At 60.2% G+C, this 13,192-nt stretch carries 11 protein-coding genes; all 11 read left to right on the top strand.

The genetic code is table 11. The annotated features are described in order from the left end of the window. On the top strand, nucleotides 1-1,451 hold a 1,451-nt coding region (locus AC1RO5_RS24020; RefSeq protein WP_493178013.1), incomplete at its 5' end, for a calcium-binding protein. A 276-nt stretch (nucleotides 1,452-1,727) separates the two neighbouring features. Then, nucleotides 1,728-2,501, top strand: a complete 774-nt coding sequence (rfbF, locus tag AC1RO5_RS24025; protein WP_493178014.1) for a glucose-1-phosphate cytidylyltransferase — start codon at nucleotides 1,728-1,730, stop codon at nucleotides 2,499-2,501. Next, on the top strand, nucleotides 2,483-3,565 hold the full coding sequence (rfbG, locus tag AC1RO5_RS24030; protein WP_493178016.1) for a CDP-glucose 4,6-dehydratase: 1,083 nt from the start codon (nucleotides 2,483-2,485) through the stop codon (nucleotides 3,563-3,565). Before rfbF ends, rfbG begins: the two co-directional genes overlap by 19 nt. After that, nucleotides 3,562-4,122, top strand: coding sequence for a dTDP-4-dehydrorhamnose 3,5-epimerase family protein (locus AC1RO5_RS24035; RefSeq protein WP_493178017.1), 561 nt, complete (start codon nucleotides 3,562-3,564; stop codon nucleotides 4,120-4,122). Before rfbG ends, AC1RO5_RS24035 begins: the two co-directional genes overlap by 4 nt. Then, on the top strand, nucleotides 4,119-5,345 hold the full coding sequence (locus tag AC1RO5_RS24040) for a methyltransferase domain-containing protein (RefSeq protein ID WP_493178018.1): 1,227 nt from the start codon (nucleotides 4,119-4,121) through the stop codon (nucleotides 5,343-5,345). Before AC1RO5_RS24035 ends, AC1RO5_RS24040 begins: the two co-directional genes overlap by 4 nt. Further along, nucleotides 5,342-6,199: an NAD-dependent epimerase/dehydratase family protein gene (locus tag AC1RO5_RS24045; protein WP_493178019.1), complete on the top strand. Its 858-nt coding sequence runs from the start codon at nucleotides 5,342-5,344 to the stop codon at nucleotides 6,197-6,199. Before AC1RO5_RS24040 ends, AC1RO5_RS24045 begins: the two co-directional genes overlap by 4 nt. Then, a complete protein-coding gene (locus AC1RO5_RS24050) occupies nucleotides 6,189-7,259 on the top strand; it encodes a class I SAM-dependent methyltransferase (protein ID WP_493178021.1) in 1,071 nt (356 codons plus the stop codon). Before AC1RO5_RS24045 ends, AC1RO5_RS24050 begins: the two co-directional genes overlap by 11 nt. Nucleotides 7,260-7,275: 16 nt before the next feature. Then, the gene (locus AC1RO5_RS24055; protein ID WP_493178022.1) at nucleotides 7,276-8,013 is read left to right on the top strand and encodes a cephalosporin hydroxylase family protein; all 738 of its coding nucleotides are present in this window, start codon (nucleotides 7,276-7,278) and stop codon (nucleotides 8,011-8,013) included. Nucleotides 8,014-8,064: 51 nt separating this feature from the next. After that, a complete protein-coding gene (locus AC1RO5_RS24060; RefSeq protein ID WP_493178023.1) occupies nucleotides 8,065-10,998 on the top strand; it encodes a TIGR00180 family glycosyltransferase in 2,934 nt (977 codons plus the stop codon). Nucleotides 10,999-11,028: 30 nt separating this feature from the next. Next, the gene (gene pseB / locus AC1RO5_RS24065) at nucleotides 11,029-12,030 is read left to right on the top strand and encodes a UDP-N-acetylglucosamine 4,6-dehydratase (inverting) (RefSeq protein WP_019579558.1); all 1,002 of its coding nucleotides are present in this window, start codon (nucleotides 11,029-11,031) and stop codon (nucleotides 12,028-12,030) included. Then, complete coding sequence (pseC, locus tag AC1RO5_RS24070) at nucleotides 12,027-13,190, top strand: UDP-4-amino-4,6-dideoxy-N-acetyl-beta-L-altrosamine transaminase (RefSeq protein WP_493178025.1); 1,164 nt, start codon at nucleotides 12,027-12,029, stop codon at nucleotides 13,188-13,190. Before pseB ends, pseC begins: the two co-directional genes overlap by 4 nt. The last annotated feature ends 2 nt before the right edge of the window (nucleotides 13,191-13,192 follow it).

A 13,192-nucleotide genomic window follows, 5' to 3' on the forward strand; every position in this document is an offset into this window, starting at 1 on the left:
TCTACATCATCAACGGTTCTGGCGGCACGATCATCGAGCAGGTGGGTGGCGGTAACGACGAGATCCGTACCAGCTACGCCACTTTCTCCATGGCGGCCAACGTTGAGCGCCTGACGTATACCGGGGCGGCAGCCTTTACCGGTTACGGCAACGCCAGCGACAACATCATCACCGGCGGTGCCGGTAATGACGTGCTGTTTGGTGGTGGCGGTGCAGACCAGTTCTTCGGCGGCACCGGTGTGGATGTTGTTAGCTATGGTGACAGTAGCGTAGCGGTGACCCTTAACTTGATGACAGGCATCCACTCCGGTATCGCGGCTGGCGATACTTACGTCGATATCGAAATCCTCCGAGGGACCACGCTCAACGACATCTTTATCGGTGGCGCCACCGCCATGGGGCTGGACGGCGCAGCCGGTCAGGACATGGCCAGCTATGAACAATCCACCAGCGCCGTGACAATCGATTTGAAAACCAATGTCAATGCGGGCGATGCCGCTGGCGATACCTTCACCGGGATCGAAATTTTCCAGGGCAGCAGTTTTGACGACACGCTGTCGGGATCTACAGGCAGCGACATTTTCATCGGTGGCGCCGGTGCCGACCGGATCGATGGGCGTGAAGGGCTGGACAGTGCCTGGTACATCAACAGCGCAACTGCCGTGAATATCAACCTACAGACCGGGGTCACTCAGGGTGGCGATGCGCAAGGCGACGTCTTGCTCAACATCGAACGCGTAGTGGGCAGCCACTTCGACGACACGCTGACCGGTGATGCGGCCGGGAACTACCTTGAGGGTGGTCTGGGCAATGATCTGGTTTATGGCGGCGAAGGTGGCGATACCATCTACGGCGGTTTGTACTCCCAGATCGGGCCATTCTCCCTTGGCGGTGTAGCAAACGGGCCTCAGGCCGACATGCTGTATGGCGGCAATGGTGGCGATGTCATCACCAGTGCTGCCGATGATCGTGGAACCATGGCTTTTGGCGAAGCTGGCAACGATAGCCTCACGGTGGTCAGCGGCACGGCCGATGGCGGTGACGGCGACGATATCTTGAGCGGCACCGGTGACAACTTCGTGTTGCTCGGCGGCGTCGGCAATGACAAGTTGACCCTGAACGTGAAGGGTGAATTCGCCTGGAACATGAAATCTGGAGGCTTTGCCAACGGTGGAGAGGGCGATGATACCTATACCGTTAATACCAGTAAGTTGGTGACTATCCGCGATGACGGAACGAGCATCAATGACACGCTGATATTGAACAATGTCAACTCCGCGGCCGACTTGCAGCTCATGCGAGTTGATAATGATCTCTATCTCTACGATCGCTTTGATACTCAAGGCGCTGTGCCCGACCATGGTGTGAAACTGCAGGACTGGTACGCAGGCTTCACTACCATTGAGCATTTCAAGACCGCCAATGGTGACGCGTTCGATTTGTTTGGTTGAGGTTTTGGATCTTCACTCGTAATGGAGTGAAGGTCTTCTTTGAAGTAATTGGGGAATCTGGTCGTGATTGACCCGGTTCCCCTTTTTATTGGATGACGCCGACGACGCGGGGCCCACCGAGCTGGCGCGTTTCCTGCAAGTCCCCCTCATATCGCCATAAAACGAGCGCTTGCGGCCGGTACGCCAGCGTCTGACACGGTAGAGCGTTTTAGCCAGACAGCCCGCAAAAGCTTGAAATAGCTTGGCCGAGCTCTGTGAAGAACAAGAGGGGAGACGATGAAGGCAGTAATTCTGGCGGGTGGCCTGGGCACGCGCATCAGCGAAGAGTCGCACCTCAAGCCCAAACCGATGATTGAGATCGGTGGCAAGCCAATTCTTTGGCACATCATGAAACAGTATTCCGCCCACGGGATTCATGACTTCGTGATCTGCCTTGGCTACAAGGGCTATGCGATCAAGGACTTCTTCGCCAACTACTTCCTGCACACCTCCGACGTCACCTTTGACATGCGCAACAACCGCATGGACGTGCACCAGAACTACAGCGAGCCGTGGAGCGTCACCCTCATCGACACTGGCGAGGAAACCATGACCGGTGGCCGCTTGCTGCGCGCCGCCCGTTACCTCAAAGATGAAGAGGCGTTCTGCTTCACCTACGGCGACGGCGTCTCCGATATCAATATCCGTCAATTGGTGGGCTACCACAGCGCCCACGGTCGTCTGGCGACCGTCACCGCCGTACAACCGCCAGGCCGTTACGGCGCCCTGGAGCGTCACGGCGATCAGGTGCTCGGTTTCACCGAGAAGCCCCGTGGCGACGGCGGCTGGATCAATGGCGGGTTCTTTGTGCTGTCGCCGAAAGTGCTGTCGTACATCGGCGGTGACGAGACCACCTGGGAAGCCGAGCCATTGACCCGGCTGGCCCAGGACGAACAGTTGAAGGCTTTCGAACACGAAGGCTTCTGGCACCCGATGGACACCCTGCGCGACAAGAACCACCTCGAAGCGCTGTGGCAGAGCGGGGAGGCCCCATGGAAGCAATGGGCCTGAGTCCAGAGTTCTGGCGCGGCAAACGGGTGCTGCTGACCGGCCACACCGGTTTCAAGGGCAGCTGGTTGACGTTGTGGCTGCAAAGCCTCGGTGCCGAGGTCAGCGGTTTTTCGCTCGATCCGTCCACCGAGCCGAGCCTGTTCGAACTGGCGCGGGTGCACGAGGGCATCAACGATCAGCGCGGCGACCTGCGTGACCTCGGCGCCTTGCTGGAACTGATCGCCGACGTGCAGCCGGAAATCGTCCTGCACCTGGCGGCCCAACCGCTGGTGCGCGAAGGCTATCGTGATCCGCTCGGCACCTATTCCAGCAACGTCATGGGCACCCTCAACCTGCTCGAAGCGATCCGCCAGGTCGGTGGCGTTCGCGCCTGTGTGCTGGTGACTACCGACAAGGTCTATGCCAACAAGGAATGGCTGTGGCCGTACCGCGAAGACGAAGCCCTGGGCGGTCACGATCCTTACAGCAGCAGCAAGGCTTGCTGCGAATTGTTGGCGCAGTCTTACGCCGCATCGTTTTTCCCGGCCGACAAGTACGCCGAACATGGCTTGGCACTGGCTACCGCGCGTGCCGGCAACGTGCTGGGCGGCGGCGACTTTGCGCCTGAACGCCTGATTCCCGATGTGCTCAAGGCCTGGTCGGCCGACCAGCCGGTGACCCTGCGCTACCCGCAGGCCGTGCGCCCATGGCAGCACGCTCTTGAACCTTTGGCGGGTTACCTGCAACTCGCCGCTGGCCTCTATGAGCAAGGCCCGCAGTTTGCCGGCGCGTGGAACTTCGGCCCGAGCGAAGCGGACATGTGCAGCGTCGGCGAAGTGGTCGAGTTGCTCGCCAACCGCTGGCCGCAAGCGCGCGGATTGCGCATCGAACCGAGTGATTTGCACGAAGCTGGCCTGTTGCGTCTGGACAGCAGTCGCGCCCGTCAACTGTTGGCCTGGCAACCGCGCTGGTCGTTGCAGCAGTGCCTGACCCAGACCCTCGATTGGCACCTGGCGTGGCAGAACGGTGATGACATGCGTGAAATCACCCTGCGTCAGTTGAACCTGTATCGAGGCGCGCTGTGAGCGAGTTTTTATTGAAGACCTTGCCGCTGGCCGGACTGTTCAGCGTGCAGCACAAACGCTTCGAAGATGATCGCGGACATTTCGCCCGGCTGTTTTGCGAAGGCAGCCTGAGCGCTTTCGGCCAGCCGTTTCAAATCCGCCAGATCAACCACTCCTGCACTCGGGAACGGGGCAGTGTGCGCGGTCTGCATTATCAAAATTCCAATGCGCCGGAAGCCAAGTTGATTACCTGCCTGCGCGGCGAGGTCTGGGATGTGGCGGTGGACTTGCGCCCTGACTCCGAGACTTTCTTGCACTGGCACGCCGAGCACCTGAAGGCCGGTGACGGTCGCAGCCTGCTGATCCCGGCCGGGTTCGCCCATGGCTTCCAGACGCTGACCGATGACGCCGAATTGCTCTACCTGCACAGCGCCGATTACGCGCCTGCGCACGAGGGCGGTTTGTCGGTGAACGATCCACGGCTGGCGATTGCCTGGCCGTTGCCTGTCAATAATCTGTCAGCCAGGGATTCCAGCCATCCCTTGCTAGATGAACACTTCGCTGGAGTGCGTCTATGAACTGCCGTGGGTGCGCCGCACCGCTAAGCCTTCCTCTGATCGATCTCGGCACCTCGCCGCCATCCAATGCTTATGTGCACGCGGATCGCCTGGAACAAGCCGAGCAATGGGTGCCATTGAAGGTTGCGGTGTGTCAGCAGTGCTGGTTGGTGCAGACCGAGGATTACACCAGCGCCGACAGCCTGTTCGATGCCGAGTATGCGTATTTCAGTTCGTTCTCCAGCACCTGGCTGGCCCATGCCGAGCGCTATGTGGCGGAGATGGTCGAACGCTTCGGCCTGACTGCCGACAGCCGCGTGGTGGAAATCGCCGCCAACGACGGTTACCTGTTGCAGTACGTCGCCGGGCGCGGCATCCCTTGCCTGGGCGTTGAACCGACCCGTAGCACCGCGCAAGCGGCTCGGGAAAAAGGCCTGGAGATTCGCGAACTGTTCTTCGGTCGCGACACCGCCGCGCAGCTGAACGACGAAGGCTGGGCCGCCGACCTGATGGCCGCCAACAACGTGTTGGCCCACGTCCCGGACATCAATGATTTCCTCGGTGGTTTTGCCACCTTGCTCAAACCGACCGGTGTGGCAACGTTCGAGTTTCCGCAGCTGCTGACGCTGATGGCCGGGCAGCAATTCGACACGCTGTATCACGAGCACTATTCCTACCTGTCCCTGACCGCCGTGCAGACCTTGTGCGAGCGTAATGGCCTGGAAGTGTTCGACGTCAGCCAGTTGTCGACCCATGGCGGTTCGTTGCGGGTGTTCGTCCAGCGTGCCGACGGTGTTCGCCGTGAGGTGCAGCCAGCCGTTCAACAGCAGTTGCAGGCCGAGCTGGCAGCGGGAGTGAAAACCCCCGAGTACTACGCGACCCTGGCGCCAGCGGCCGAGGGCATCAAGCACGAATTGCTGCGTTTCCTGTTGCAGGCCAAGGCTGACGGCAAGCGCGTGGTCGGTTATGGCGCGGCGGCCAAGGGCAACACCTTGCTCAACTACGCCGGGGTCAAACCGGACCTGTTGGCCTGGGTGGCCGATGCCAACCCGCACAAGCAGGGCAAATACTTGCCGGGCAGTCGCATTCCGATCGTTTCGCCGACGCAGATTGATCTGGAAAAACCGGATTACATCCTGGTGTTGCCGTGGAACCTGTTGCACGAAGTCAGTCAGCAACTGGCGCAAGTACGTCAGTGGGGCGGCCGTTTCGTGATCGCCGTGCCTGAGTTGACCGTACTGTGAAGGTGCTGGTGACCGGTGCCACCGGGTTCGTCGGCCAACATCTGGTCGCGGCTTTGCTCGCCCGTGGCTGCGAGGTGCGGGCCGTGGCGCGTAACGCCGAGACCGCCGCGCAATTGCCGTGGATCAACGCAGTGGAATTCGTGGCCGCGGATGTTCATGCCGCCGACCTGGACTTAGCCGCGCTGACCGATGGCGTCGATGCCTTGGCGCATCTCGCCTGGCCGGGGTTGCCGAATTATCAGGCGCTGTTTCATTTCGAGCATAACCTGATGGCCGATTACCGGTTCATCAAAGGCGCGGTCGAGGCGGGCGTGTCGCAGGTGTTGGTCACCGGCACCTGTTTCGAATACGGCCTGCAGAGCGGGCCGCTCAGCGAGCAGACCGAGGCGCGGCCGAGTAACCCTTACGGGCTGGCCAAGAACACCTTGCGTCTGTTCCTCGAAAACCTGCAGCGCCAACAGCCCTTCACCCTGCAATGGGCGCGGCTGTTTTACCTGCACGGTGCCGGGCAAAACCCCAACAGTTTACTGGCGGCACTGGACCGGGCAATCGAGGCCGGGGACGACAGTTTCAACATGTCGGCCGGCGAGCAGTTGCGCGATTACCTGGCGATCGACACGGCCGCCGATTACCTCGCCGCGATCCTGCAACAGCGTGAGTTCGATGGCGTGATCAATTGTTCCAGCGGCCAGCCAGTATCGGTCAGGGCGCTGGTCGAGCAGCGGTTGTGTGAGCGTGGCGCGTCGATCCGTTTGAACCTGGGCCATTACCCATACCCGACCCATGAACCGATGGCGTTCTGGGGCGTGGCGGACCGCTTGCAACAGCTACTGGGAGCAGAGCATGAGGCATGAGTTGTATCGGGTCGCCGACCTGCCGGTGTTGCAGAACCGCACCTTTGCCGACCCGGAGTCGGCCAGGGCATCGGCCAGCGCCGACATGCTGTTGGTGCAGGACGAGACGAGCGGGCTGATCTTCAATCAGGCCTTCGACGCCGACAAGCTCAGCTACGACGCCGACTATCAGAACGAGCAGGCGCACTCCGGCCAGTTCCAGAAGCACTTGAGCGATGTCGAAGGGATCATTGCCCGTCACTTCAAGGGGCAGGAACTGATCGAAGTCGGCTGCGGCAAAGGCTACTTTCTTGAGCTGCTCAAAGGCCTGGGCTACGCCATCACCGGCATCGATCCGGCCTACGAAGGCGACAACGCCGACGTGATCAAGGCGCCGTTCACCCGCGGCCTGGGGCTGTCGGCGGACGCTATCGTGCTGCGGCATGTGCTGGAACATATCCAGGACCCGGTGAGTTTTCTCGCCGAGATGGCCGAGGCCAATCAGGGCGGGCAGATCTACATCGAAGTGCCGTGCTTCGACTGGATTCTCGAGCACCGCGCCTGGTTCGACCTGTTCTACGAGCACGTCAATTATTTCCGCCTCGATGACCTGCGCCGGATGTTCGGCGCCGTGCACGAGGCCGGTCACCTGTTCGGTGGCCAATACCTGTACATCGTCGCCGACCTGGCCACGCTGCGCCTGACGCCGGAACAACCGGTGCCACGCCTGGCGTTGCCGGACGGTTTCACCAGCAGCCTTGAGCGCGCGGTGCAGATCATTCAAGCGGCGCCCGAGCAAGGTTCGGCGATCTGGGGCGCCTCGTCCAAAGGCGTGATTTATTCGTTGTTCCTGCAACGTGCAGGTGTGGCGGTGGATCGCGTGGTGGATATCAACCCGGCCAAACAGGGACGTTATCTGCCCCTGAGTGGCGTGCGGGTGTCTTCGCCGCAAGAGGCCATGGATGCCTTGCCCGAAGGCGCCAACCTGTTTGTGATGAACTCCAACTACCTCGAAGAAATCAAGCGGATGACCGGTGGACGCTACGTCTATCACGCCGTCGACAGCGCTTCGTTCCAGTGACTATTGAGATTCTAAAATGACCGACAACACCATCAATAAAGCCTTCGAAGCCGAATGCCGGGAACAGATCGCCCAGCAGGGTGACGACCAGAAACTCACCGGCCTGGCCCGGGATTTCTTCAACGAATCGGCCAAGCACAAGTACAGCTACCACTTCTCGTGGATGGGCCGTCCGATCATCCAGCTGCCACAAGACATGATGGCGATGCAGGAAATCATCTGGCAGGTCAAACCGGACCTGGTCATCGAGTGCGGCATCGCCCACGGCGGTTCGATCATCTACTACGCCTCCTTGCTGGAGCTGCAAGGCCACGGCGAAGTGCTGGGCATTGATCTCGACATTCGCCCGCACAACCGTGAAGCCATCGAAAGCCACCCGATGAGCAAGCGCATCTCGATGATCGAAGGTTCGAGCATCGACCCGGCCATCGCCGCCAAAGTGCGCGCTGCCGCCGAAGGCAAGAAAGTCATCCTGGTGCTGGATTCCAACCACACCCACGATCACGTGCTGGAGGAACTGCGCCTGTACGCACCACTGGTTTCGGTAGACAGCTACTGCGTGGTCATGGACACCGTGGTCGAAGACATGCCAGCCGATTTCTTCCCGGATCGTCCATGGGGCCCGGGCGATAACCCGAAAACCGCGGTGTGGAAGTATCTGGAAGAAAACAAGGACTTCGAGATCGACCAGCAGATGCAAAACAAACTGCTGATCACCGTGGCGCCGGACGGCTATCTGCGTCGCGTTCGTTAATCAAAAACAGCTTCAGGTACTTGGCGATCGGCCGGTTGTGGGGATAGGAAAATGCAGGTTCAAAGCAGCACTCAAACCAACGTGACACCGCTGAACGAGCTGTTCACGGTGGTGGTTATCACCCACAACCGGAGTGCGTTCCTGCGGCGCACCTTGCAGTACTACAGCCGCTATCCCGCCAAGGTACTTGTACTGGACTCTTCCGCGCAGTGCGATGAGGGCATTGCGACCGATTTCCCGTCGGCCGATTATCACCATTTGCCGCAGTACACCTACAAAGGCCTGCAGGACAAACTGACCTATGGTGTCAATCAGGTCACTACACCTTATATGGTGTTCGCCGCCGACGATGACTTCCTGATTCATGACGCGCTGACCGCATCGGTCGAATTTCTGCATGCCAATCCTGACTATGGCCTATGCCATGGCTACGGGATGATGTACTTGACTCGTGCTGCCGAAGTGACCTACTACCGCCGTGACAAGCGGGTGCAGGAAGACTTCAACTCGCCGCAACCTGAAACACGGGTCATGGAGTTCATGGGGCAATTCTTGCCCCCGTTCTACGCCGTGACCCGTACCGACCTCCTGCAGCAGTGGTACAACCAGTTGCCGGCTGGTACTAGTTTCGAGTGGCAGGAGATTGGTCATACGTTCTACCTGCTGGCTTGTGCCAAGGCGCGGATCCTTCCGATTCCTTTTGCTGTGCGCGAGGTGAATTACGGCAACTCGGATCACAACACCAACGTATTGACCGTCCTGGCGTACCAGGATGCAAAATCCGTTGCCGAGCGCGAGCAGTTTGCCGCGTTTCTGGCTTCGATCCCAACGCTGTTCAGTGGTCAGGATCCGGTTGTGGTCAAGCAGATTGCGCTGAACAGCTTCACCGAGATGGCTCAATGCTTGCTCGAAGGTCGCTCACTCACAGGCACACCAATCTTTCGCTCCGCCTGGGTTGAGCCAGGAAAGGAGCCGGTCCGCTCGTTTGCACCCGAGCAGTTTGTCGAGATGCCGTTTTACAACAAGCCGATGTTCGATCTGCTGACCGAGTTTGAGTTTTTGCTGCACGCCATGCCGGCTGGGCGGGTGCAGCTTCAGGAACTGGAAGGCGTGCTGCTCAAGCAGCGTGAACTGATGCGCGTCCACCCCAGCGACAACGAGCGCACTCTTCGTGCGCGGCTCTGGGAGGCGCTCACGCTGAACATGTTCAACCGCGAGGTGGTCAAGCGCCTGGCTAAGTCGCTGCTGGACACAGAAGAGCATGAAGAAGGGCTCAAATTGCAGGCTTGGCTGGATCGCTTGAGTTCCGTGCCAGGGCAGGAAGACCGCAAGTTGTTCGAAAACATGCCGTCCGGGCGTCTGCTCGACTGGTTGGATGCACGCAAGCCCGATGCCGCGCAACTGCCGGCCATTGCCCGACATCTGGCCAACCACAACGGCGGCCCGCAATTCGGCATTCTGCTGCTGGATCTGGACGCCGACATGGTCAAGCTTCAGGCAACCTTCGACAGTCTGGTCAGCAGCCACTGCAAGGCTTTCAAGGTGGTGGTATTCACCACCGGCGATTTACCGGCCACTACCAGCGTTCGTGACACAGTACACTTCGTCAAGGTCAGCGCGACCAACTATGTGGAGCGCATCAACCAGATCGTTAGCCAGTCCACCGCCGACTGGCTGTTGCTGGCCGAAGCCGGTGACCAGTTCACTGCCAGCGGTCTGCTGCGTGCCAGTCTTGAGCTGATCGGCGCCGAAGGTGTGCGCGCGGTGGCGATGGACGAAGTCCAGCGCCAGCCGAGCGGAGCGCTGGCGGATGTATTCCGTCCCGGGGTCAACCTCGATCTGCTGCAAACCGTGCCTTCGCTGATGGCGCGGCACTGGTTGATCCAGCGCGATGTGTTGGTTCAAGCCAAGGGCTTCTCCAGTGAGTGCACCGAGGCGCTGGAGTTCGACCTGCTGTTGCGTCTGATCGAAGACGGCGGGCTGGGAGGCCTTGCGCATCTGGCCGAGCCACTGCTGATCTGCAACGCAGCGCCTGCGCAGGAAAATGCCCATGAGCGTCAAGTGCTGACCCGTCATCTGGCCAGCCGTGGCTACCGCGCCCAGGTCGGCTCGGCGTTGCCGCAGACCTGGAAGATCGACTATCAACATGGCGAACGGCCGATGGTGTCGATCATCCTCCACAGTCAGGACAACCTTGAGCAGCTGCAACCAGCGTTGATCAGCCTGCTGCAGCGTACTCGCTATCAACGTCATGAAGTGCTGATTGTCGACAACCACAGCCAATCGCCAGAACTGGCCGAATGGCTGAGCAGCCTGGAAGGCAAGGGCGAGCGGATTCGTGTGCTGCGCAGCGGACAGCGGCTGAGCGATTCGGCGCTGTACAACCTCGCCAGCCGCGAGGCCAAAGGCGAGTACCTGGTGCTGTTTTCTGCCGAAGCCGAAGTGGTCAGCGCCAACTGGCTCGATAGCCTGCTCAATCAGGCCCAGCGTCCGGAAGTCGGGATTGTCGGGGCCAAATTGGTAGATGGCCGTGGTGTCACCACCCAGGGCGGGTTGATTTTAGGCCTCAACGGTCTGATCGGTTCGGCGTTTGTCGGTGAAAGCAAAGACACCAGGGGCTATCTGTTCGGTCATCAGGTCGAGCAAAACTACTCTGCGGTGTCCGGCGCCTGCCTGATGATTCGCAAGGAGCTGCTCGAAGCGGTCGGCGGTCTGGATGAAGAGCATTTCGACACATCGTTTGCCGATATTGACCTGTGCCTGAAAGTCGCCGATGCCGGGTACCTGACGGTATGGTGCCCACAGGCGCAGATCCAGCATCCGGGCGTGTTGGCGCACGCTCCACAAGTTGCCGCGGCCCTGCGTGACAAGTGGCAATCGCGCTTCGAACAGGATCCAGCCTGTAACCAGAACCTGGCCTTGACCGGCAAGGGCTTTACTCTCAGCGAACCGACCAGCGTGAACTGGGCGCAGTTGCTCGCATAAGCCTGGCTGACAGGTAAAAGGACTCAAGGCATGTTCAACGGTAAATCGATTTTCATCTCTGGCGGCACCGGTTCATTCGGGCGTAACTTCATCCGCCGCTTGCTGGAGCAATACCAGCCCAAGCGGGTGGTGGTGTTCTCCCGCGATGAGCTCAAGCAGTACGAGATGCAGCAGACGTTCAACGCGCCGTGCATGCGTTACTTCATCGGCGATGTGCGTGATGCCGACCGTTTGCGTCAGGCCATGCGCGGTATTGATTACGTGGTGCACGCCGCGGCGCTGAAGCAAGTGCCGGCGGCGGAATACAACCCCACCGAATGCATCCGCACCAACGTCAACGGCGCGGAAAATATCATTGCCGCGGCCATCGACAACGGCGTGAAGAAAGTCGTTGCGCTGTCCACCGACAAGGCTGCCAGCCCGATCAACTTGTACGGCGCGACCAAGCTGCTGTCGGATAAATTGTTCGTTGCTGCCAATAACATTGCCGGCGAACAACAGACCCGGTTTGCCGTGGTGCGCTATGGCAACGTCGCCGGCTCGCGGGGTTCGGTGGTGCCGTTCTTCAGCAAACTGATTGCCGAGGGCGCCAAAGAGCTGCCGATCACCGATGAGCGCATGACGCGGTTCTGGATCACCCTCGATCACGGCGTGAAGTTTGTGCTCGACAGCTTCGCCCGCATGCACGGTGGTGAAGTGTTTGTGCCGAAGATCCCGTCGATTCGCATCGTCGATCTGGCGCAGGGCATGGCTGAGCATTTGCCGCACAAACACGTCGGCATTCGTCCGGGTGAAAAACTCCATGAGCTGATGGTGCCACTGGACGACGCGCGCATGACCCTGGAGTTCGACGATCACTACACCATTCAGCCGTCGATCCGTTTCACCAGCGTCGACGTGGATTTTGCCGTGGACAAACTGGGTGAGCAGGGCCGGCCGGTGGGCGAAGATTTCGAGTACCGTTCCGATACCAACCCGCACTTCCTGTCAGTCGGCCAGATCGCCGACCTGCACGCGGAACTGTCGGCATGATTCCCTACGGTCGGCAAAGCCTCGATCAGGCGGACATCGATGCGGTGGTCGCCGTGTTGCAGTCTGACTGGCTGACCCAAGGGCCGACCATCGAGCGTTTCGAACAGGCGATGGCCGAGCGGTGCCAGGCCGATTTCGCGGTGGCGGTGTGCAATGCCACTGCGGCGTTGCACATTGCCTGTCTCGCCGCGGGCCTGGGGCCGGGCGATCGGTTATGGACCACGCCGAACACCTTTCTGGCCTCGGCCAATTGCGGTCGTTACTGCGGCGCCGACGTCGATTTTGTCGACATTGACCCGCTGACCTGGAACCTCGATGCCTACACCTTGGCGTCGAAGTTGGAAATCGCCGAGCGCGACGGCAAGCTGCCGAAAGTGCTGGTGGCGGTAGCGTTCTCCGGGCAGAGCTGCGATATGCGCATGATTGCCGAACTGGCCGAGCGTTACGGTTTCACGGTGATCGAGGATGCCTCCCATGCGGTCGGCGCGTCTTATGCCGGGCGCCCGGTGGGTTGCGGTGAATTCGCGGCGATGACCGTGTTCAGTTTCCACCCGGTGAAGATCATCACCAGCGCCGAAGGCGGCATGGTGCTGACCAATCGCCCGGAACTGGCCGAGCGCTTGCTGCGCCTGCGCAGCCACGGCATGACCCGTGACCCCGAGCAGATGACCGAGCCCAGCCACGGCCCCTGGTACTACCAGCAAGTGGAGCTGGGTTTCAATTACCGGATCACCGACCTGCAAGCGGCCCTTGGTCTGTCACAGTTGAACAAGCTCGATGGCTTTATCGAGCGTCGACGCGAACTGGCGGCGCGTTATGACCGGTTGCTGGCGTACTTGCCGCTGACCTTGCCCGGCGCGCAGCCTGAAGCAGAATCGGCGTGGCATCTGTACGTGGTGCGCTTGCAGACGGAGCGGATCAACCTCAGTCATCGACAGGTGTTCGAAGGCTTGCGAGCAGCCGGTGTCGGTGTGAACCTGCACTATATTCCGCTGCACTTGCAGCCGTACTATCGCGACCTGGGTTTTGCCGAGGGGGATTTCCCCCAGGCCGAACGTTACTACGCCGAGGCCATCAGCCTGCCGCTGTTTCCTCTGCTGAGCGATGAACAACAGGACTATGTGGTCGAGCAATTGCGACGACTGATCCTTGAGGAGTAGTG

The sequence above is a fragment of the Pseudomonas sp. GW822-FHT02G04 genome, from assembly GCF_058802085.1.